The organism is Noviherbaspirillum saxi (assembly GCF_003591035.1).
Classification (GTDB): Bacteria; Pseudomonadota; Gammaproteobacteria; order Burkholderiales; family Burkholderiaceae_D; genus Noviherbaspirillum; species Noviherbaspirillum saxi.
This window is the reverse complement of sequence record NZ_QYUO01000001.1, coordinates 2,351,442-2,373,153: the sequence shown is the minus strand read 5'-3', so window position 1 is coordinate 2,373,153 and position 21,712 is coordinate 2,351,442. Positions and strand designations below refer to the sequence as shown.

The following is a 21,712-nucleotide window of genomic DNA, read 5'->3' as shown; positions in this document are numbered from 1 at the left end:
AGACGCGATGTCACATCACGTTAGGGGTTGGGACTGGTATTACTGTTCGATGCCGGCGTCATATAGCACTATACTGGCTGCAATTTGTCTTTCGGCGCAATTGGTAACAGCTTTGGAGCGGCGGCTGAATCATGAATGATGCAGATCATATTGACGGGCAAAGCGAACCTCGGAGGCAAACCGAGCTTGCAGGCGGAATAAGCGTCGCAGCATTGAAGCCTAAAGGCGCATGCTGGTATTGCAACCAGCCGCTCGACAACATCAAGCGCTTTTGCAACAAATCCTGCGCAGATGACTATCGTGTCGAAGAAGAAGCGTTCAATAATCCTTCAGCCTGATACCGCCAGGTATCGTTGCTTTGCCCGGCTTCTCATCCGACTCGATCAGTTTCGCTGTGCCTGAGCACGTTGGTCCGCTGTTGGAGTTTTAACAATTTTTGAGCGTTCACAATTTTTCGATGCAGAGCATGCGAATTGGCGCAGAACGCATGGCAACTACTGGAGCAAACTTGTTATCAATTTAGCACCATGATCAACAAGTCATTGAACCTTCGGGAGCCGACATGACGCCGGATGAAATTATCAGTGAACTCAATACGCGCAACCGTGATGTCTTGTTTGGACGAAACGATTATCAGCATCTTACGCATGAGCAGGTTTTGACGCTCATGGATGCGGCAGCGATGCGCGGTTTCAAGATGGGCAGCAATGTGGCGCTTTCGATGGTGCAGGGCGCTTTGCTGGTTCAAATGGCACGCTCGGTCGGAACGCAACCCGGCATTGCAGGCGTCTAAAAAATGTAGTCGCCAGGCAATATCGGAAAAGGCAAATTTCGATACATGTCGTTACATTTTCCTGTAGTACATTTATTTGCTTTGCACGTTGAACGACGTAGCATTTCATTGTCGTTTTTACCGAAAGGCAAATTATGTCCAGATTTTCTGTCGCAGCAGGCGTCGTGCTTGCATTTGCGACTGGTTCGACGGCGCTAGCCGCCGATTTCGAAGACTATGCGCGCGTACTGAGTGTTACGCCGCAAGTAGAGCAAGTCAATTATCCCCAGCAGGAATGCCGGACCGAGTACGTCCCGGTACAGCGTCAGTCAAGAGGCGTGGGCGGCTCCATTGTCGGCGGTGTGGCCGGCGGCATTCTGGGTAACCAGGTGGGAGGCGGCAGCGGACGCACCGTTGCCACTGCGGCCGGTGCCATTGCCGGCGCCATTGTTGGCGACCGAATGGAAAACAGCAACGGCACAATTGTGACCGAGCAGCAGCCAGTACGTCAGTGCCGGACCATCGATAACTGGCAAACCCGCAACAACGGCTATGCGGTGACCTACGAATACCACGGCCATACCTATACCAGCATCATGCCTTACGACCCTGGCGATCGCCTGCGGGTGCGCGTATCGGTGGCACCACGCATGTAATCGGGATGGCCGGTTCAGGCCTCTCCTGGATCTCCCCCTCGTTGTTCATCACCGAAAGACATCCGTCATGCGGCATCTTCCCTTCTCCGATGCACCTGCGCCTTCCTGGCGCCGCATCGCTGCATATGCCTCCTTCATGCTCTTGTCGTCTTGCGCGAGCCTGTCGCCGGAGCAATGCAAGACAGCGGACTGGCGGCAGATTGGTTTTGGTGACGGTGCTTCCGGCGTGTCGGCCGGCCGTATCAATGATCATGCGAAGGCATGTGCCGAATATGGCATCCGACCGCATCTCGACGATTATCTTCGCGGCCGTGAGCAAGGCCTGCTGAGATACTGCCGGCCGGATAACGGCTTTGCCGTCGGCCGGCGCGGAAATGAAGCCAATGCCGGGGATTGTCCGGAACATCTGAAATATGGGTTTTTGGACCAGCACCTGCGGGGTACGCAGGTTCATGCAATGGAACGGGATTTGTCGAATCGACATGCACATATCGAACGGAACCAGCGCCAGATGCGACGCAACGATGAACAGATTGCAAAAATCCGGCGTGAACTGGACAGGGACAATCCGCCCGCCGAGCGGCGCGCGGCCCTGCTTAACGACTACAATCGCCTGCTCGATCAAAAGAACTCGCTTGGCCGCGAAAACAACTATCTTTATAGCGAAGCGAACCGTTTGCAGCATCATTTGCAAATACAATTACGTGATTTCGGCTATTAACCCCTTCTTTCTGACTTATCGGCGCCCAAAGCATGCTCCGATCAGGTCCTCCTCGCGCCATTCTTGATCGAATATCAAGGAACATTTAACAGACTTCCATAGTCTTGGTTAATGAAACACCCACAATGTGCAGCAGAGGGTAATTCGGACCAGTCTGGCGGGGCAGGGCACTACAGGCTTGCCGATCCGTCGTTGTCTTGCTAAGACCCATCTCCGAATTTCCTCCAGGACAACCGAGACGGCTGCTTCCGGCAATCTGCTGAATACCCGACGACATGCGCCACGCGGACTGGAATCGCGAGTGATCTTGTCCGGCCTTGATGTTCATCAGCCACGGTCAGGAGACAAGTCCGGATCATTCAATCCATCTCTTATCTAACCGACTTGTGGATATGACTCTTCTCACCTCGAATCGCAAGCCTTTTTCCCTTATCCAAGCGCCCCTGGAATTGTGGGGTGGAATCGAATGCACCATCGTTCGCATTCAAGACAAATTCCGAAGCCAAGCCATTGAAACCGGCCACACAAACCGGCTATCCGACCTCGACGCCATTGCCGCCCTCGGCATTCGCACACTGCGTTATCCGATCCTTTGGGAAACGATTGCACCGGACCATCCGGATGTCTGCGACTGGGGTTGGCATGATGAAAGAATGGCCCACCTCCATGGCCTGGGTATTGCACCGATCGCTGGACTGGTCCATCACGGCAGCGGTCCGGCATACACGAGCTTGTTAGATGCGGAATTCCCTGAAAAGCTGGCCAAGCATGCGCTGCGCGTCGCTGAACGCTATCCTTGGATCAAGTTATTTACTCCGGTAAATGAGCCGCTGACGACGGCGCGATTCAGCGCGCTGTATGGCCACTGGTATCCCCATGCCCGAAGTCAGGAAGCCATGCTCAGAGCGCTTTATCAGGAATGTCGCGGAATCTTGCTGTCGATGCGTGCCATCCGCAGCATCATCCCGGATGCCCAACTGGTGCAGACCGAAGACATGGGAAAAACCTTTTGCCTTCCACGCTTGCAACACCAGGCAGATTTTGAGAATGAGCGTCGCTGGCTGTCATTCGATTTGTTGTGCGGGAAGATTTCTCGTTCGCACCCGTGGCACCAGGCGTTTCTGGAGGCCGGTATCGATGCGGCGCAACTGGCCGAGTTTGTCGGTCAGCCTTGCGTACCAGATCTCATCGGCATCAATCACTATGTCACCAGCGAACGTTTTCTCGATCACCGGTTCCGCGATTATCCGCCGGCATTTCATACCGACGCGGTGCCCTATGTGGATGTCCATGCCACACGCGCTTATCAGACGATCGGACTGACAGGACCCGAGGCGCGCTTGCGTGAAGTATGGGAGCGCTATCGGTTGCCTATCGTGGTCACCGAAGCTCATCTCGGCGGTGCGCGCGACGACCAGTTGCGCTGGCTTGGGCAGGTTTGGCAGGCCGCGCAGAATCTGCGCGCCGACGGTGCGGACGTGCGTGCTGTCACCGCATGGTCGCTTTTTGGATGCGTCGACTGGAATACCTTGTTGACCCAGCAAAACGGTTTCTACGAGAGCGGTGTATTCGACGTACGCGGCGGCGCCATACGTCCGACCGCCCTGGCAGGCGCGGTGTCATCGTTGGTGCGCGAAGGGACATTCGATCATCCGGTGCTGGATGGAGTCGGCTGGTGGCATCGCGAAGACCGTTTCTTTGCGCCGCCACCGCAACCGATAGGCGCGCCCCATATCAGCGCGTCCGCGCGCAAACTGGTGATTACCGGCGGACGCGGTACATTAGGACGCGCGCTGGCACGGGTATGCGAACACCGCAGCCTTGCCCATGACTTGCTGACACGCGACGAAATGGATATTGCCGATACCGCATCGGTCGAAGCGGCGTTGCGAAGGCATCGGCCCTGGGCTGTGATCAATGCAGCCGGCTATGTGCGCGTGGCTGATGCGGCACGCGAGTCCGAACGCTGCTTCCGTGAAAACGCGGCGGGCGCCGAAATGCTGGCACATGCCTGTGCAAAGCTGGGGATTCCCTACGTCACTTTTTCTTCCGATCTTGTATTCGATGGCAGCCTCGGACGCGCCTATGTAGAGAGCGATGAAGTCTCGCCGCTGTGCGTCTACGGCAGTAGCAAGGCAGAGGCGGAAAAGAGGGTGATCCAGGCATTTCCTGACGCATTGGTCGTGCGCACCAGTGCCTTTTTCAGTCCGTGGGACCGCTATAACTTCGTCCATGCAGTATTGCGCGACCTTGTTGCTGGCCGTCCGGTAGAAGCCAGCGACAAGGTCCAGGTCTCGCCGACCTATGTGCCCGATCTGGCCCATGCCACGATCGATTTGCTGATTGATCGCGTCGGCGGCATCTGGCATCTCGCCAACCAAGGCACCATCTCGTGGTACGAGTTCGCCGAGCGCGCTGCACGCCAGGCCGGCCTTGATACGGGCATGCTCATCAGGGTGCAGGGCGCAGAACGCGGCATGACAGCCTTGACCAGCGAGCGCGGCCTGTTGTTGCCAAGCTTTACCAGTGCAATAGAACGCTATGTGCAGGAAAACACGGTCGCATGGAGCGACGCGCCATCCGAGCGCGAGGCTGCCTGATCTGGTTTACGCTGTATCAGTCGATGCCGGCAGTTTGCCCGATGGCATCTTTAGGCGCGCAGGGAACAGCCACGCCGGCTTTCACTCCAAATGTGGTAGCACTCACCACATAACGGAACAGGAAAAAGAATGGCTGATACCGCATACCCGCGTCCTCAACTGGTACGTGAGCACTGGCAATCGCTGAACGGTCAGTGGAAATTTACCTTCGATAGCGAAAAGAAATACACGCATCCCAGCAATCCCATCCAGTGGACGCACGATATCACGGTGCCATTTCCTCCGGAATCGCAAGCCAGCGGGGTAGGGGATCGAGGCTTCCATCGCGCGTGCTGGTACCAGAACGAATTCGACATCGTGCCGCAGGGCGAACGCGTGCTGCTGCATTTCGGCGCTGTCGACTACCGTGCCGTGGTATGGGTCAACGGGCATAGGGTCACCGAACATGAAGGCGGTCACAGTTCCTTTTATGCAGACATTACCAATGCCCTGGGCGAGCAAAGCCGACATACGGTCACGGTGTTTGTCGAAGATGATCCGCTCGATCTGGCTAAGCCGCGCGGCAAGCAGGACTGGCAACTCGAACCGCATTCGATCTGGTATCCAAGGACCACAGGCATCTGGCAAGCGGTATGGCTGGAACGCGTGCCGCGCACCTATATCCAGAGACTGCGCTGGACACCGCACTTCGAGGGGTTTGAAATCGGTTGCGAGGCTTTTATCGCGGGCGATCTGGAAGACGACTTGTCGGTCGAAGTCAAAATCCGGCATGGACAAAAAATGCTCGCCGACGATCATTACAAGGTGATCGGGGGGGAAGCGCATCGTAAGATCGCCTTGTCCGACCCGGGCATCGACGATTCGCGTAATGAACTGCTCTGGAGTCCAGAGCATCCGACGCTGCTCGATGTCGACGTCACGCTGTGGCACGAGGATCAGGTGATCGACAAGATCAAGTCGTACACTGCGCTGCGCTCTGTGAACATCAACCGGGACCGCTTCATGCTGAACGGTCGCCCATATCACCTCAAGCTGGTGCTCGACCAGGGCTACTGGCCCGATACGCTGCTGTCGGCGCCCTCGGACGCTGCGTTGCGCAAGGATGTTGAATTGGCCAAAGCCATGGGTTTCAATGGCGTGCGCAAGCACCAGAAGATCGAAGACCCGCGTTATCTGTACTGGGCCGATCGCCTCGGGCTGCTGGTGTGGGAAGAAATGCCATCGTCGTATCGTTTTACGCCGCAGGCAATCAACCGCATGGTGCGCGAATGGAGCGAGGTCATCGAGCGCGATTACAGCCATCCCTGCATCATCGTCTGGGTTGCGTTCAACGAATCCTGGGGCGTGCCGAACCTGACGTCCACTCAGGCCCATCGCAACGCGGTCGAAGCGCTCTATCATCTGACGCGCACATTCGATTCCACGCGTCCGGTAATTGGTAACGATGGCTGGGAAGCCTCGGCGACCGACCTGCTCGGCATACATGACTATGACGGAGATCCAGAACGGATTGCGGCCCGCTATTCGTCAAAGGTGACGACGCAGGAATTGTTCGATCGCAGGCGCCCCGGCGGCCGCATCCTGACGCTGGATGGCTATCCGCACCGCGGGCAGCCGATCATCCTGACCGAATTCGGCGGCATCACCTATGCCAAACAGCCGGAGCCTGGCGTCAAGAATGTATGGGGGTATTCGCTGGCCGACAGCGACCAGGAATTTCTGAGCATCTATCGGCGCTTGCTGGAAGTCATTAACGAAGCGCCGATGTTCAGCGGATTCTGCTACACCCAGTTTGCCGACACCTTTCAAGAGGCAAACGGCTTGCTGACCGCGGACCGTTCACCCAAGCTGCCGTTGTCCGACATTTATGCGGCGACCCGCAACGTCAAGCCGAATGCGAAAATGCAGTATGGAATTTGAAGCCCTGGTCGTCCGGCGGTAAAGCTGCAGTAGCAAGCCGCACGGGTGAACCGCACACGGCCTTGGGCTCACGGCGGCATATCAAGATTGGGGATCGGCCTGGTCGGCTCCGCAGCATTTCTTGTATTTCTTGCCGCTGCCGCAAGGACAGGGATCGTTGCGGCCCACCTTCGGCGCGTCGCGCTGCACCTGTTGAACGGCGGATTTGCGATGCGGTTGCCAGAAGCGGTGAATATGCGGAATGGCAGCTTCCATCTCGATGGCAAGCTTGTGGCGCTTGACCGGATCGTCCACCAGTGCCATTTCCTCTTCCTCGATCTCTTCTGCGCCAAGCAGATAGATCGGGCGCGCCATCTCGGCGAGATCGGAAGACCAGAGCGGCTCCCACGCTTCCGCGCGCAGGTCGATCCCTTCCCAGAAACCCCATGCCCAAGCATCGGCATCAAGCAGCGTGCGTCCATCGACTTCATGCTCGCAGTAGAGCGGTTCGAATTCCTTGGGCGCGACTTCGAAGGTGATCGCCACTTCATTCATGAAGCGCGCGATCAGGCCGGTAATGCGCTCAGCTTCCTTCGCGTTCTTGAAGGCAGGGCCCTTGTCGCCATGCGATCCCCAGATGACCGGCAGCCATTCGGCCATCAACACTTCTTCCGGACCGATGGCAAGCGCGGTCAGAAAGCCGTGCAGCGAATCCATCGTCATGCCATCGTCGGCGCAACGGTCGGAGAGGAGGAACTGGTCGAGTTCCTTGAATTCTTTATCGGAGAGGGGTTCGTCGAGATGCATGATCATGAAAAGAGAGTGGCAGCATGCCTGCCGAATGCGTCATTGTAGACGCATATCCGACGCCGGATGCATTCCGGCGTGCCGATCATAGTGCACTGAGCCTGCGTAACGCCGCTGATAACAAAGAGGACAAAAGCACTATTGCAAGGTCCGTACTATTACCGGTACGGGTGCGGGAGCCGGCTTGGGTGGATCCAGCCTGATTTCGATAGCCATTTGGCTCTTGACCGGCAAGGCGCCAACTTTTCCGGGATGAAAACGTACGCCGGCAAAAGAGTCGACAATAAATTGCCTGATTTCTTCCGAAAGCGCGGGGTCATTGATGACGACGTTGTCGATACCGCCAGCTTCATTGATCAACAAATTCGCAATGACCGGCTCCACTGGAACATCAGTCACCTGTTTTACCTTGTCGGCAGGAATGTCTTCGATCAGATCAGGCTTTTCCGTCAACTGGCTGATTTCCAGGTACGGTGGCTCCGGGATTTCCAGCAATGCAGGCGCAAGCCGCTCCTCAGCAACGGTATCGGAAACCATGGGCGACGTGAGGGAGGGAGCGGCAAGCTCGGACGGGCTTGGTTGTACGGTTGCCTGCCTTGCATCCGGCATCGGGCGCTCTATCGGAATACCTGTGTTGTTCAGGAGCGCCGGAGACGATATTTCATTGTGGGTAGCATTTGTCGGTAGATGCAGCCAAACAGTCATTGCCTGCCCGATTTCCATCTGCTTCGCAGGTATTGACGGAGTGGCGTGGTTTCTCTTGCCAATCGCAAGGCTGAGTCCGATGTGAAGAGCCAGGGACAGCAAAAGCGCAGTCAGCTGAAAAAGGCGGCTACGCAAGGGTGGAGGACAATACAAACAATTTCTCGCGAATAAATCTATCGAGGGGCGCAGCGCCCCTCGATGCGCTATCTACAATAGCCTTACTTGGTTGTGGTTAGCTCGCGCCATGAGACACGACGCGTGTCGGTGCCGCCGCTACGCCTGATGGTCGGATCAATCACAATCGTATTGCCCTGATCGGTGCTTCCCGCTGCGGCAGATCCTCCGCCGGAAGTACGAATCAGCGCCCGGACCGTACCATCTGTCTGCCTGATCATGACGGGCCGCGTCACAAGCCCGGAACCCACGCTTACTCCACTGACATTATTTGCCCCCTCTACCGCGCCCCCGGTCAGATAATCCAATGCATAGACGAAACTTGGTGAGGAGTTTTCCGTATCGCCGCATGCGCTGACTGAAGTCGCTTGTGGCGTGATCGTTGTGAACAAAAGCGTACCAAGCCCCAGCGACGGATCGGAAACCGAGCGTTCGCCCGGCGTCACGAAATCGATGTACCAGCCGTTTTTGGTTGTCCAATCGACCGGGTTCTTGCTGCTGGTCCGGACCAGTTGCTCGGCCGTACATACCGTACGTGGCGTTCCCGATGGACATTTGCCCGCGGTCAGCGTCTGTTTGACGAAGTTGCTGCCGCCGGCCCGCGGACTTGCATAGCTTGTCGCGTCCAGATTGTCCTTTACGGCATAAAAAGACTGCATGGCGGTGTTCGCCACATCGCTGGTTCCCAGATAGCGGCCGGTACCGGCAAATACGACCGGCTTGCCATTGATGGTGGCTTCCAGCGGGCGAACCGTGATCGGCTGCGCGGCGCCATTCTCGTCGACCAGCGTGATCAGGCGATGCGCATCACGGCCTGAAGCGCCGATGTCGCCATTGATATCGAAGCGCCACAGATTCCCCAGCGTGTCGCCGCCATAAGCAGCCGATGTCGTGTTGTCGGTCAGCGGTGAGACGACATGGGCGCTGATCCGCGCCACACCGCTGGGGGTGGCGGCAGTGCCGGCACTTGTGAGGATGGGGTCACCGATCAGCGCCCCGGTCTTGGCATTCAAAACGAACAGGCGGCCTGCGCCGTCAGCGTTGTTGTAGCCCGATGCTACCAATACCACCCAGGTACCGTCCTTCAGCTTGGTGATCTTGGGATTGCCGTAGCTGTAACCGAGCTGCGCATGGGTAAATTCCCATAGCAGGGCTGGCGAGGCCGGGTTAGTGATATCCAGAGCGTAATAACCCTTGCCGCCCCGATTCAAACCGCCGACCAGAATGGTCCGCCATTCACTCGCCGTGCATGCAGATGCAGGGGCATTGGGACAGATATCGCCGGTCTCTGGCGTGCCGTCGACGAAGAACTGATGCTTGCTTGCATAGTTCTTGTCGGCCAGCTTGTACAGATTCGGAAGCACGAGGCTGGGAATGTAGGCCCAAAGTTCCTTGCCGTTCGTCGCGTCGAAAGCGTGAAGCATGCCGTCGTTCGCGCCTACATAAACGCTTCCTGCGCGAGACAGATTGTTTGCCTTGAACTGGCTGTAATTCGCGTCGGCATACTCGAACAACGGCGCCTGCACATACCTTGCTTCGGAGGCAACGATATCGCCAAGGACATGAGTACGCTTACGGAAGAAGCCGCCTTCATTGGTGCGCTCGCCGCGCAGGAAGTTGACAAGCGCTTCTCCGGCCGCTCCTCCCGAGGCGACGGTCGTATTATCCTGCGCGGCCGCACTCAGACAGGTACCCCCTGTCGAGCAGAACTGCGACAGACCTACGCTTTCCGATACATAGGCAATCGTTGGCTTGGTGAAGTAGGAGCTCAGGCCGGCTGCCTGAATGCTGGGCCAGGTGAAAGGTATCAGAACCGATCCGGCCTTGGTATAGATCGTGCGCGATGTCGGCGCTTCGATAGCTGTCTTGGTATCCGCCGCTTCATCGACGTTCACGATCGAGGTATTCGCGGTGTCGGCCGTGCCGAACGAATCGCCCGTGGTGTAAGCGGTCGTGACGGAATAGCATCGTGGGCTGTCGCCATGACGGAACACCGCACCGACGACATAGTTGGTCGATGGAGTCCATGTTGTCATTGCGCAGTCGAGCAGTTTCATGGCGGACCAGTTCTGCGCCGTCAATGCGCCGCTATCGCTGATGCGCTGCCGGATGAGTTCCCCAAACCATTCCACGGACCGGTATGAAGAGCTGAACACATAATTGTCGCTTGCGCTGACGTTCGGATTACTGCTTGCCGCCGCTGCCGCTGTGCCGGGCCGTGGCGTATTGATGATCGCTTCGAGCGTGTTTGTCAGGCTGGTGGTCAAGGTCACCGGATCCTTGGCGCTGAAGTAGGTTCCGCGCCCATTGATCGCCGCGTGCCATAAATCATCGATATTTGCGCTGGAATCGGCCGACGGGGTAGGCCAATTGCACGAACCGCTGCTTTGCCACGAGCAGATGCCGTTGCTGGCATTGGCTGTGGTGCCCTGTTTTACGTCGTAAAAATCGCCACTGCCGTCGTTCCAGTAATCCTTCTTGTCGATCGGAGCATAGATCATTTGTCCCTGTGCGCCGAGGCCAAGGGTAAATGTCGTCATATGCTGCGTCGCCGCCACGTCCCGGCCATTTGATGGCACGTTGTCCGTGCAGAGGTTGTTGGGGATGGTTGCGGGTGCAATAACCGGACCATCGCACGTCCCGGTGCCATCTGCTGAAACCGAACTGCGCAGATCGGTGCTGTAGTAATACGCGGCGACGTCCGCCAGCGTATCCAGTGTTCCGCCGCTTGCACTGTTGCGGCATTCGCGCGCCTGGCCCACGGTATATCCCGGCGCGACGGATTGCGCTGCGCTGGTACAGGAAGTGGCATTGGACCAGCTGGACCAGCTGGTGTATTGGCAATTCTGGGTTGCGGATACCGTGCATGACGATGCATTTGTCCAGGGTCCGGTGGACGAAACAATCGTGCGGCATTCAGATGCTTGGCCAACGGTATAAGGAGAACTGGGCGATTGCGATACAGCGGAGCAGGAAGCTGCGTTTGCCCACGAAGTCCAGGACGAGTAGCGGCATTGACGGTCGCCCGCCGCCGTGCAACTTGCCGTGTCGGCCCAGTCGCTGGCCACGGCAACCGTACCAGAACATGCCGTACGGTTGGTTCCCGAGTTGTCGGAGTCGCAATCATTCTCGTAGGACCAGCTGGTCCAGGTAGCACCGCTGTCGGACGAGGTACTGTTCGGATAACGACACTGACGCCTGGATGACCCGCTATTGTCCGCGCTGCAGGACGTAACGTCGGTCCACTCAGTCCAGGTGCTGCCGCTATTCGACGACTCGCGTTTCTGCATCGAGGGCGCCGCTGTATTTGTGATCGTCCTTGTCTGCAGGGTGCTTGCCCTGCTTTGCAGTTGCAGCGTCAGGTCTTGCTTCTGGAGCTGGCTGGTGCGTTGCTGGAGTTGCGAATTGCCGCCGTCGTAGTACGGGCGGGCCAGATGCGCGTCCTGATTTCCGACACTGCTCGTGCCGTTCATCTTGTATCCGTCATCGCCATTCCAGAAACCGTCGGTCGACAGGATGGTGTAGTTCTGCTGGCAGGAGTATTGCAGCGGATCGACGACGGTACTTCCATTGAAGCTTTCGCCATTCAATTTCCCGGCATACAGGCGGCCAGCGTCCGACAAGGCTCGCCGCAATGGCGTCCCGCCGGACGGATTTGCCGCAAAGAGCTTGGCGTACCAAGTCTGTTTCTGCGACGTCTTGAACTGATCGATATTGAGAAAATCTTGTGTGGTCGCGTTGTTGATACTCATATAGCCCAGACGGAACCGCGACATCCCGCTCGCGATGTCCGCATCGGTATCGATTTTCGAAAAAGCCTGGCTGACGGCGGTTTTCATCAACTGCATCCGGGTACGGTTGTACGTCCACCAGTTTGCGAAGTTGATCATTTCCTCGGTATAGGTACAGGTACTTCCCGCACAGTCGGTTCGATCCGCCGCCTTGCCGGCGCTCCCGGGGAAGGGATAGCTTGTACCGGTGATCGTATCCGTGATACTGGTGCGGACGATCTCGCCCGGGACGTCGGTGCCGACAAATGCGGTGACCGCGAAGGACAGATTTCCGCTATTGCCCTTGCTGACCGACGGCGTGCCGGACACGTTACGCGGTGCGCTGATCACGATGACGTTGTTCCGGCACTGGTTCTGCGTGGTGCCACTGGTGTCCTCTGTGCAAGAGCCGACGGGATACCATTCGCCAAAGCTCGCCCCGGAATCTCTGGAGTCCCGGCGCTGTATACGCGATGCGCTGTAGCCGACTGTCTGGCAATTGCCTACTTTATGGACTGTACACGCATTGATCTGATCGACGATATTCTGGGCAAGGGTGAGCGGATTGGTCGACGCAGCGGCCGTACCCGCCATGATTTGGGTTGTGCCGATCGTGATGCCGCTCACGCTTGTCGTAGTGGGACTGGAGGGCGCCGAGACAATGATCGTCGCTGTGCGCGGAGAGGGCGTACGCACCCAGCTGTAGGTCGGTGTGAATGCCGCCTGGCAATTTGTCAGCGCACTGCTGTTGCACCATCTGACCTTGGCGGGATAAGGATGCGTCGTTGTCTGAACGTTGGTGGAAATGCAGCTTCTTAGATTGGGGCTCGTGCAATACTCGCCCGGTATGACGGTATAAAAGCTTGCTTCGTTCGAAGACGTCGAACTCAGATCCGATGTTCCAGTGCTTTGCACACCGAACGCATCGTTCTTGACCGCCTTCCAGTTCGGTTTGCTGGAGGAATCCGCACCGGTTGCAGCGGAGTCGCCTGTCATGCTCGGATAGGTGGCAGTGGTCGCCACACCCGCACTATTGACCGCAACGGGAGGCTTGTACCGAATCGCCGGGTTATAGTAGACACCGTTATAGTCGGCGCTCCTGAACAGATATTCCCATCGTGGCGACGAGGGATTTTCTCCGAGGCTGCCGCATTCGGGGCGCACCACGGAATGCCTAGCACAGGCCCAGTCGGGCATGAAGTCCCACGCCATACTGCCGGAGTCGTCCAGTACGAACATGACGTTCGGCTTGACATCCGTCGAAGACGTTGCGGAATAGGTATTCAGCGGTTCGGTAGAGATGTCTGTCGCCGCAGCGTATGCGCCGCCGGACCAAGCCAGACTCATCAGTACCGAAATCGTTTTTCTGAGTAATCGTGCGGTGATCATCGCGATCTCCTGATATTGAAGTACCTGCATTTCGCAAGCGCTGACTTTCATGTTGATGAAACCCGGTGATGCGGCGTCTTTAAATAGCAACCACCGCTTGCACGTAGCTGACGGTATTCCGGGGACCGGCCACGCGGACCGTGATCCGGTAATACACCACGGAGGGCGCCGCGAGCGGGACTTCGCCCCCCTCTTCGGCATTGCCGGTTGCCGCTGTCACGACAGGGGACGCGATACAGGATGCACCGCTGGTCGTCGCACCTGCGTTATTGCACATGCGGTCAATGACATAGGAAACCATATTGCCTGCACTGTCCTTTCCGCCGCCATACAGCTTGACCGACCGGTTGACCAGGGAACGCATCCAGAACGCGTCCCACGATTCATTGGCGGCCGGACTTTGGGCCGCATTGCCGCCGTTGGAGGCGTAGCCATTGGTTTGATCGTCGTCATTCAACATGGCGCCGGCGTTATTGGCTTCAAGCCAGCTGATGGCCGTTTCGATGCCGGTATCCGCCGAGCGCGTTGCCGCCTGCTGAAAGGCGAGATTGCCGGCAATGACATTCGAAGTATCGACCGAGCGCACAAGGGCTACGGCTGCCAGTGTCATGGCGACCAGGACCACCAGTGCGATGATCAGCACCACACCCGCCTGTTGCGAGTGATGCGGCCGGTAGATGACGCGAGATGGATATCGGATCAGCATGTTGATGACGGCGCAACCAGTGCGACGTTCCGAATGGGTATGAGGCTTTGAAAGACCTTATAGCGGTAATGCTTCCAGGGCTCGTCCGCCGCGGCGTCGGGACCGAGCGCGCCGTTCGCGCCCACCAGTGACGCGGCGGCTTCCCATTGCCAGCTCGGCGCATTGCCGCCTTCCCCGGTCTTCGTGACGACTTCCTTGTTGAACTGGCTGTTGCGCGCCGTGATGGCGAGATGAACCGCCGGCGTCCGCATCCATCCGCAATTCGTGGTTGGCGTGGTTTGATCGAAACCCGCCGCATCTTCCGCGTATCCATCCATAGGTACATCGATGTCATGTGCATAAAGGGCACGCATGCTGACGATGTTGTTGGCAACAGGCATCCAGATCGATGCGTCGTTGACACTTGCCGCAAGACCGCAGTCGTTCACGAGATAATTGCAAACGGTGAGGTTCCCGTTGCGAATGGCATATGCGGAAATTGTCGGGCCATTGCCAAGGTTGTAGAGAGCGGTGGAGCCGGCCGCGCCGGTCGCCACGGAGACGCCTGGTACGACTGCGTTGCCCAGTCCTGTCACTTGATCGATCAACAGATCGCCCGCGCAGGCAGCCGGCGAGGCGATCACTCTATCGTTGACGGAAAATGCGCTGGCCATTTGCACCCGGTAGAAACTGCCGGTTTGGCCCATGATGATATTTCCCTGAGGCTGGCCGTCGGCATTGCCGTACATCAGCAGCAAGGTATCGGTATTCGGGTCGCCTGCGGGGATGACCGCGTTCGGCGGATTGATCGTTACCGGCGCTAGGCGAACTGCGGTTGCGATGTTGGCGCCGGAGGCAACCGGCCAACGGATATTGCAGTTGAGCAGACCAAGCGCAACGAAGCCGTAACCCGCCTGACTGATATCGCGCTGCAACTGATGAAAAGTAATGGCGCCATTGGTCAGCGCGTCGCCGCCTCCGGTGGTCGTGCGTTTTCTCTCTTCCGACAGGGCAAACACTTGCAGCATCACGACCGCAGCGAGCATGCCGATGACGAGGCCCACCATGATTTCCACCAGGCCGAAGCCGCGATGGCGATGCGTTGAGAATATGGACACCGGCAGCAATTTCATCTCCTTACCTGAGCCGTGCGACGGAAACGTAGTTATGCGGCGCGGCTGTCGACGATTCACTAGGGGAGCGCCAGAACACCGTAATCGTCACAAGTCCTTCGTTGGGGGCGACATCGCTGACTACCACCGTCGGCGGGAAAGTGTCGACGCCCGGCAGAGTGGCGCTTACATCGGCAAGCCATGTGTTGTATCCAGCGCCTCCGGTCTGGAAATTCGCCTTGAGAGTGGCGGTAGTACGGTCGGAGGCCCACATGGTGCCAACCAGCTGATTGACCAATTGGCCGGCCTCGGTGCGATATTGCGCATCGGTCGACTGCTTGACTGCCACAGCCTGTGTGCCGACGAGTGCGAGAATGCCGAGCGAGAAAATGAGAATGGCGATCAGCCCTTCAAGAAGCACGATGCCGGCTTGCTGTTTCAGATGATTGAAATGGCTGTTCATGGGCGGATCAACACGCTTGCGGGTCGGTGGGTTTGGAAATCGTCAACGCCGGATCGCACATCCTCACCTGGCCGGCGGTCGTTACGACGACGCTCAAACAACGAATCTTTCCTCCCGCAGCCGCGCAGGTTCCTCCCGAAGGATTGGTAATGTCATAGCTTGCATTGGCGGCAAGCGTCGTCCGACCGAGACCATTGAAAACGATGGTGGAAGGAGCCGCGGGAGTTGGTGTGATGACGGCATTTCGGGAGCCGTCATTTGCACTGCGTGTCTGTATGGTTGCCGGGCAATCGAGTTCCATGCCGTCGTCGGCGTCCGGGTCTACCACCGGCGTCTGGCATCCGACGGTCCATGAATAATCCGCGCCAAGGACAAGCTGTACGAAGGTATTGCGGCGGACGGCTTCCGCCTTTGCATAGCCAAGTCCGGTTTGCAGCGCATCGGCTGCGTTCCGCACCTGGCTGTTCTGGATAAACGTGGCGTAGTTGGGCGCCGCGGCTGCAAACAGCATCGCGACGATGGCCAGCCCGATCATGATTTCAATCAGGCTGACGCCGCGCTGCATGTCAACAGTTTTCAGCATGCGCCGCCTTTCTGCGTGACCCAGCAGGATGCGTTGCCGGTCCAGCCGGAGGGTGCGCCGCCGCCGATTGTTGTGGCTCTGACGTTGTTTTGATTGACAGTGAAGCTAAAGCCCGTCATTGAACCGCTACCGGTCGCGCGAAGTTCGAATGCCGAAGCCGAACCGGCAACTGAGCAATCAAACGTAAAGTATTTGCTCGAGGTGGTGTCCGATGTACAGGCCGGTGCGTTGGCATAGGTGCGGTTATCCTGGAAAAACTGTTCCATTTCCACCCGTTTTGCCGCCAGGGTGGCGGTGGCCTCAGGGATTTTCCCGCGTGTGACGTAATCGCTATAGGACGGCAATGCAACCGCAGCGAGAATGCCGATTATGGCTACGACGATCATCAGTTCAACCAGAGTAAATCCGTCATGGCGAACTACCGCTTTTTCTTGCTTCATTGCGTTATCCTTTATTGTCCTTGTGCCATCCTGACAGGCTACTGCGCTTTCCCATATGCAATGCGCGTTATGTCCGTTATGTCATGAGCGGCGTGTAAAGTTACTCTATAGCAATGACATACGGAAACAAAAGCTCCGTTGACGAACGGCAGAATTTAGCAGCCGAATGGTAAAGCAGGTAGTTGCGTTGCAATCCGGAATCGCTCGGCGATATATACGCGAAGCCTGCAATTCAGTGAGCGTCGATGACATCGACTTCCATGTAGACTCTGCGCTTATGCACCCGCAACCGACCTTGAATAAATGACCATAAAAATTGAGGGTCATTTCCGTGACCTCACTCCCGACACCGTTCTCGACGCACTCGCGCTTTTCGACCTTCACAGCGATGGCCGCCTGCTAGCCCTGAACAGCTATGAAAACCGCGTCTATCAAATCGGCCTGGAGGAAGGCGCACCCGTTATCGCAAAGTTTTACCGTCCCGAGCGCTGGAGCGATGAAGCCATCCTGGAAGAACATGCCTTCGTTCTTGCGCTTGCGGAGCAAGAGATCCCCGTGGTTGCTCCCAGTCTTATTCATGGCCGGACGCTGCATACCCATGCCGGCTACCGTTTCGCCGTTTTCCCGCGCCAGGGTGGTCGCGCGCCGGAGCTCGACGACAGTGTGACGCTGGAGTGGATAGGGCGTTTCATCGGGCGCATTCATGCCGTCGGTGCGCTGCAGCCATTTTGCGCAAGGCCGCGCATCGATGTGGAAAGCTTCGGCGAAGAACCGCTCGCCTATCTGCTGGAACATGGATTCATTCCTGCTGACTTGGTCGAGGCCTATCGCAGCGTCGTGCTTCAGTGTTTTGATGGTGTGCGCCGTTGCTATGATCGTGCCGGAGAAGTCGCGACCATACGCCTGCATGGCGATTGCCATGCCGGGAATGTATTGTGGACGGATGTCGGCCCGCACTTCGTCGATTTCGACGACAGCCGCATGGGTCCGGCGATTCAGGACTTGTGGATGTTGTTGTCGGGCGAGCGTGCCGATATGGTCAGGCAGTTATCCGATGTGCTTGCAGGGTATGAAGATTTCGTTGACTTCAATCCGCGCGAACTGTATCTGATCGAGGCCTTGCGCACCTTGCGCCTGATCCATTACTCGGCGTGGCTGGCGCGACGCTGGGAAGATCCTGCATTTCCAGCTGCTTTTCCGTGGTTTAACACCCAGCGCTACTGGCAGGATCGCATCCTCGAACTGCGCGAGCAGGCCGCGCTGATGGACGAGCCGCCGTTGTGGCCGACCTGAATGAAGTGAATTGACTCAAACCTTTTGCGCCGCAACCGCCAGACGGTCGAGGTTTTCGATGACCTTGTCGAGGGAGGCATCGCTGTGAGCGATGAGTACCGCGTGTTCGATGGCCGCATCGCGCGCGGTCTTGGCGAAATACTTCAGCAGATAGTCCGCATTCTCGATGCCGGCGCCGCGCGGGTCGTCCTTGGCCAGCTTGCGCACATACCAGACCGCGTAGCCGTTCGACTCTTCGCTGCAATACACTTCAACCGAGTGAAATGGCCCGAGCGGGTGTTCGTCCGGATCGGTAAACCAGACGACCTTGCGCCAGAGGTGATTCTTTTTCGATTCTGGAATGGAATGCATTTATTTCTCCTTCAAGGACGCAGCTTAGCCGATTTCCGTTTTTTCACACCGGACTTCTATCAATCCGTTTTGTGAGGATGATCGAGGTCGAGGTTTGGCGCACACCGTCGACCGCGCCGATCTGGTCGAGCAGGCGGTCCAGCTCGCCGGTGGACTGGCAGCGCAGCGTCAGCATGTAATCGACCGGGCCGCTTACCGCGCACAGGGTTTCAACTTCGGGCATGCGCTGCAGCAGTTTGACCAGCGGCGCGGCCTTGCGCGGGTCGACCGCGACGCCGACATAGGCGCGCACCGCCGGCTGATACAGTTCCTGGTTCAGCCTGACGCCATACCCGGCAATGACACCGCGTTTTTCAAGATTGGCGATGCGCGCAATGGCAGTGGTGCGCGCGATGTCAACCCGCTTGGCGATGGTGGCGGTGGGCATGCGCGCGTCATCCATCAGCAAGGCAAGGATCTTGTTGTCGACTTCGTCGAGTAAGGGTTTCATGTCAGGCAATTTGTCTCATTGTGTCGACGTTTTGTCGTGGAATCATACAATACGACGACGCTTTGCTCTCTATTATCTGACCGTGCCCGCCCTTACACTTTTTTCATCCATCCTGAAGAGAGTGCAACATGAAAAACAAAGTCATCCTCCTCGGCGCCGGGAAAATCGGCGACGCCATTCTCAACCTGCTGGCGTACAGCGGCGACTATGCGTTGACGGTCGCCGACCGGGATGCGCAGCGTCTCGCCCACGTCCGACAAATGGGCTTTCCCGAGGTGACGACAACGCTGGTCGATATCAGCGATGCCAAGGCGGTGGTCGATCTGATCGATGGTCATGACGTCGCCTTGTCCGCCTGCCCCTACTTTTTGACCCCGGTCATCGCCGGCGCGGCAAAAAAGGCTGGTGCCCATTATTTCGACCTGACCGAGGATGTGGAGAGCACCCGCGTCGTCAAGCAGTTGGCCGAAGATGCAGCGACCGCTTTCGTTCCCCAGTGCGGGCTGGCGCCAGGCTTCATTTCCATTGTCGCCAATGATGTGGCCAGCCGTTTCGATACGCTACGCGATGTCACTATGCGTGTCGGCGCGCTGCCGACCTTTCCGAGCAATGCATTGAAGTACAACCTTACCTGGAGCACCGACGGTCTGATCAATGAATATTGCAATCCCTGCGAAGCCATTGTCGACGGGCAGTTGCGCGAAGTGTCGCCGCTTGAGGAAGTGGAGCATTTTTCGCTCGACGGCATAGACTACGAAGCCTTCAACACATCCGGCGGCTTGGGCACCCTATGCGAAAGCCTCGCCGGTAAAGTGCAAAACCTCAACTACAAGACCGTGCGCTACCCCGGCCACCGGGATATCATCAAGATGCTCGTGCGCGACCTGCAACTGGGCTTGCTCGACCGGCGTCCCATTCTGAAGGAAGTTCTGGAGTCGGCTATTCCGATCACCCGGCAGGATGTCGTGCTGGTGTTTGCCAGCGTATGCGGCATGCGGGAAGGGCGCCTCGAACAGGAAACCTATGCGAAGAAAATTTATAGCCAGCCGGTCAATGGCCACCTGTTGTCGGCGATCCAGGTGACGACCGCCGCCGGGATTTGCACAATGGTGGACTTGGTCATGCAAGGCCATTTGCCCAGGCGCGGACTGGTCAGGCAAGAGCAGGCGAGATTGCAGCAGTTTCTGGATAACCGCTTCGGCCGTTTCTACGCGGCTTGAGAAAGGATGGGAAGTATGGAAAACATCAAGCATGCGCTGAACACGCTCGGTGTCGATCTGGCACGCTACGAAGGAAGCGATTTGCACAGCGTATCGCCGATCTCCGGCGCGACGCTCGCGAGCCTGCGATGCGATACGCCGCAACAGGTCTCGGACCGGATCGCGCGTGCCCATGCCGCCTTTGCGCAATGGCGCATGGTGCCGGCGCCCCGGCGCGGCGAGCTGGTCCGCCTGTTCGGCGAGGAACTGCGCACCCACAAGGATGCGCTCGGCAGACTGGTCACCATGGAAGCCGGGAAAATCCTGCAGGAAGGCTGGGGCGAGGTGCAGGAAATGATCGATATCTGCGACTTCGCGGTCGGTTTGTCGCGTCAGCTCTATGGTCTGACGATTGCGTCCGAGCGGCCGGGGCACCGCATGATGGAAACCTGGCATCCGCTGGGCGTGGTCGGCGTGATTTCGGCATTCAATTTTCCGGTCGCCGTCTGGTCATGGAATGCGGCGCTGGCCTTTGTCTGTGGAAACAGCGTGGTATGGAAGCCGTCCGAAAAAACGCCGCTGACCGCGATAGCGGTCCAGTCCTTGTTTGAAAAGGCTGTCGCCCGCTTCGGCAATGATGCGCCGGAAGGCTTGTCGGAGTTGATCATCGGCGGACGTGAAGCGGGCGCGGCATTGGTGGACGATGCGCGCCTACCGCTGGTCAGCGCCACTGGCAGTACGCGCATGGGGCGCGAAGTGGCGGTGCGCTGCGCGCAACGGCTGGGGCGTTCCCTGCTCGAACTGGGCGGCAATAACGCAATGATTGTGGCCCCCAGCGCCGACCTCGAACTGGCAACCCGGGCCATCGTGTTCTCGGCGGTGGGTACGGCGGGGCAGCGCTGCACCAGCCTGCGCCGCCTGTTCGTGCATGACAGCGTCTACGATACCTTGGTGCCACGCCTGAAGAAAGTGTATGACACTCTGCCTGTCGGAAACCCGCTGGAGCCTGGCAATCTGATCGGTCCGCTGATCGATGCCGCCGCCTTCGAGGCCATGCAAACCGCGCTGGACAAGGCGCGAATGGAAGGCGGCAAGGTGCACGGCGGCGAACGCGTCAGTGTTGCCGGCTGCGAAGGCGCTTATTACGTCAAACCGGCGCTGGCCGAGATGGCTGAACAAACCGGCATCATGCATCACGAAACCTTCGCACCCATTCTCTATATTGTGCGATATGGCAAGATCGAACAGGCCATTGCCTGGAACAATGCCGTGCCGCAAGGCCTGTCATCGAGCATTTTTACAACTGACGTGCGCGAAGCCGAATTGTTCATGTCGGCGGCGGGCAGCGACTGCGGCATTGCCAATGTCAATATCGGTCCCAGCGGCGCGGAGATCGGCGGCGCGTTCGGCGGGGAAAAGGAAACCGGCGGTGGCCGCGAATCCGGGTCGGATGCATGGAAAGCCTATATGCGGCGTGCAACCAATACGATCAACTACAGCCATGCGCTCCCCTTGGCACAAGGGATCAGCTTCGACATTTGAACCAAAGAATTGATGGTGCATTCTGAAATGCGGAAAGCGTATAACAGAACGGAAAAATGGC

The 21,712-nt window shown here is 57.9% G+C and carries 18 protein-coding genes; 8 read left to right on the top strand and 10 right to left on the bottom strand.

Annotated features, from left to right (window positions below; genetic code table 11):
* Positions 1 to 562: 562 nt before the first annotated feature.
* From D3871_RS11005 to D3871_RS10985, 5 genes are all read left to right on the top strand, one after another.
* Complete coding sequence (locus tag D3871_RS11005; protein WP_119768925.1) at positions 563 to 793, top strand: hypothetical protein; 231 nt, start codon at positions 563 to 565, stop codon at positions 791 to 793.
* A 134-nt stretch (positions 794 to 927) separates the two neighbouring features.
* Positions 928 to 1,428, top strand: a complete 501-nt coding sequence (locus D3871_RS11000; protein WP_119768924.1) for a glycine zipper 2TM domain-containing protein — start codon at positions 928 to 930, stop codon at positions 1,426 to 1,428.
* Positions 1,429 to 1,495: 67 nt separating this feature from the next.
* On the top strand, positions 1,496 to 2,149 hold the full coding sequence (locus tag D3871_RS10995) for a DUF2799 domain-containing protein (RefSeq protein WP_119768923.1): 654 nt from the start codon (positions 1,496 to 1,498) through the stop codon (positions 2,147 to 2,149).
* Between the two features lie 392 nt (positions 2,150 to 2,541).
* Entirely contained in the window at positions 2,542 to 4,749 is a 2,208-nt protein-coding gene (locus D3871_RS10990) for a family 1 glycosylhydrolase (protein WP_119768922.1), read from the top strand.
* Between the two features lie 129 nt (positions 4,750 to 4,878).
* Positions 4,879 to 6,669, top strand: coding sequence for a glycoside hydrolase family 2 protein (locus tag D3871_RS10985; protein WP_119768921.1), 1,791 nt, complete (start codon positions 4,879 to 4,881; stop codon positions 6,667 to 6,669).
* 81 nt (positions 6,670 to 6,750) lie between these two features.
* On the opposite strand, the gene D3871_RS10980 is transcribed toward D3871_RS10985, so the two are convergent.
* The 8 genes from D3871_RS10980 to D3871_RS10945 form a co-directional block, all read right to left on the bottom strand.
* Positions 6,751 to 7,455 carry a UPF0149 family protein gene (locus D3871_RS10980; RefSeq protein ID WP_119770028.1) on the bottom strand — a complete coding sequence of 235 codons (705 nt, stop codon included), beginning with the start codon at positions 7,453 to 7,455 and terminating at the stop codon, positions 6,751 to 6,753.
* A 138-nt stretch (positions 7,456 to 7,593) separates the two neighbouring features.
* Entirely contained in the window at positions 7,594 to 8,160 is a 567-nt protein-coding gene (locus D3871_RS10975) for a hypothetical protein (RefSeq protein ID WP_147376776.1), read from the bottom strand.
* Positions 8,161 to 8,378: 218 nt separating this feature from the next.
* A complete protein-coding gene (locus D3871_RS10970; RefSeq protein ID WP_147376775.1) occupies positions 8,379 to 13,493 on the bottom strand; it encodes a pilus assembly protein in 5,115 nt (1,704 codons plus the stop codon).
* A gap of 79 nt (positions 13,494 to 13,572) precedes the next feature.
* Positions 13,573 to 14,199, bottom strand: coding sequence for a pilus assembly PilX family protein (locus D3871_RS10965; protein ID WP_119768918.1), 627 nt, complete (start codon positions 14,197 to 14,199; stop codon positions 13,573 to 13,575).
* Positions 14,193 to 15,311, bottom strand: a complete 1,119-nt coding sequence (locus tag D3871_RS10960) for a PilW family protein (RefSeq protein ID WP_119768917.1) — start codon at positions 15,309 to 15,311, stop codon at positions 14,193 to 14,195. The genes D3871_RS10965 and D3871_RS10960 overlap by 7 nt, the downstream gene beginning before the upstream one ends.
* A 4-nt stretch (positions 15,312 to 15,315) precedes the next feature.
* Complete coding sequence (locus tag D3871_RS10955) at positions 15,316 to 15,753, bottom strand: PilV family protein (RefSeq protein WP_119768916.1); 438 nt, start codon at positions 15,751 to 15,753, stop codon at positions 15,316 to 15,318.
* A gap of 7 nt (positions 15,754 to 15,760) precedes the next feature.
* Positions 15,761 to 16,336 carry a GspH/FimT family pseudopilin gene (locus D3871_RS10950; protein ID WP_119770027.1) on the bottom strand — a complete coding sequence of 192 codons (576 nt, stop codon included), beginning with the start codon at positions 16,334 to 16,336 and terminating at the stop codon, positions 15,761 to 15,763.
* Positions 16,330 to 16,776 (bottom strand): type IV pilin protein, encoded by a 447-nt coding sequence (locus D3871_RS10945; RefSeq protein ID WP_119768915.1) that lies wholly within the window; start codon positions 16,774 to 16,776, stop codon positions 16,330 to 16,332. Before D3871_RS10945 ends, D3871_RS10950 begins: the two co-directional genes overlap by 7 nt.
* Positions 16,777 to 17,079: 303 nt before the next feature.
* On the opposite strand from D3871_RS10945, the gene D3871_RS10940 reads away from it, so the two are divergent.
* Positions 17,080 to 18,069: a serine/threonine protein kinase gene (locus tag D3871_RS10940; RefSeq protein WP_119768914.1), complete on the top strand. Its 990-nt coding sequence runs from the start codon at positions 17,080 to 17,082 to the stop codon at positions 18,067 to 18,069.
* Positions 18,070 to 18,084: 15 nt separating this feature from the next.
* Here the strand turns inward: D3871_RS10940 and D3871_RS10935 are convergent, their stop codons facing one another.
* Together D3871_RS10935 and D3871_RS10930 are read right to left on the bottom strand one after the other, a co-directional pair.
* Positions 18,085 to 18,420, bottom strand: a complete 336-nt coding sequence (locus tag D3871_RS10935) for a hypothetical protein (RefSeq protein WP_119768913.1) — start codon at positions 18,418 to 18,420, stop codon at positions 18,085 to 18,087.
* A 43-nt stretch (positions 18,421 to 18,463) separates the two neighbouring features.
* Positions 18,464 to 18,910, bottom strand: coding sequence for an Lrp/AsnC family transcriptional regulator (locus D3871_RS10930; RefSeq protein ID WP_119768912.1), 447 nt, complete (start codon positions 18,908 to 18,910; stop codon positions 18,464 to 18,466).
* Positions 18,911 to 19,038: 128 nt separating this feature from the next.
* Between D3871_RS10930 and D3871_RS10925 the strand changes: the two genes are divergently transcribed.
* A complete protein-coding gene (locus tag D3871_RS10925; protein ID WP_119768911.1) occupies positions 19,039 to 20,130 on the top strand; it encodes a saccharopine dehydrogenase family protein in 1,092 nt (363 codons plus the stop codon).
* 15 nt (positions 20,131 to 20,145) lie between these two features.
* Complete coding sequence (amaB, locus tag D3871_RS10920; RefSeq protein WP_119770026.1) at positions 20,146 to 21,651, top strand: L-piperidine-6-carboxylate dehydrogenase; 1,506 nt, start codon at positions 20,146 to 20,148, stop codon at positions 21,649 to 21,651.
* Positions 21,652 to 21,712: the final 61 nt, after the last annotated feature.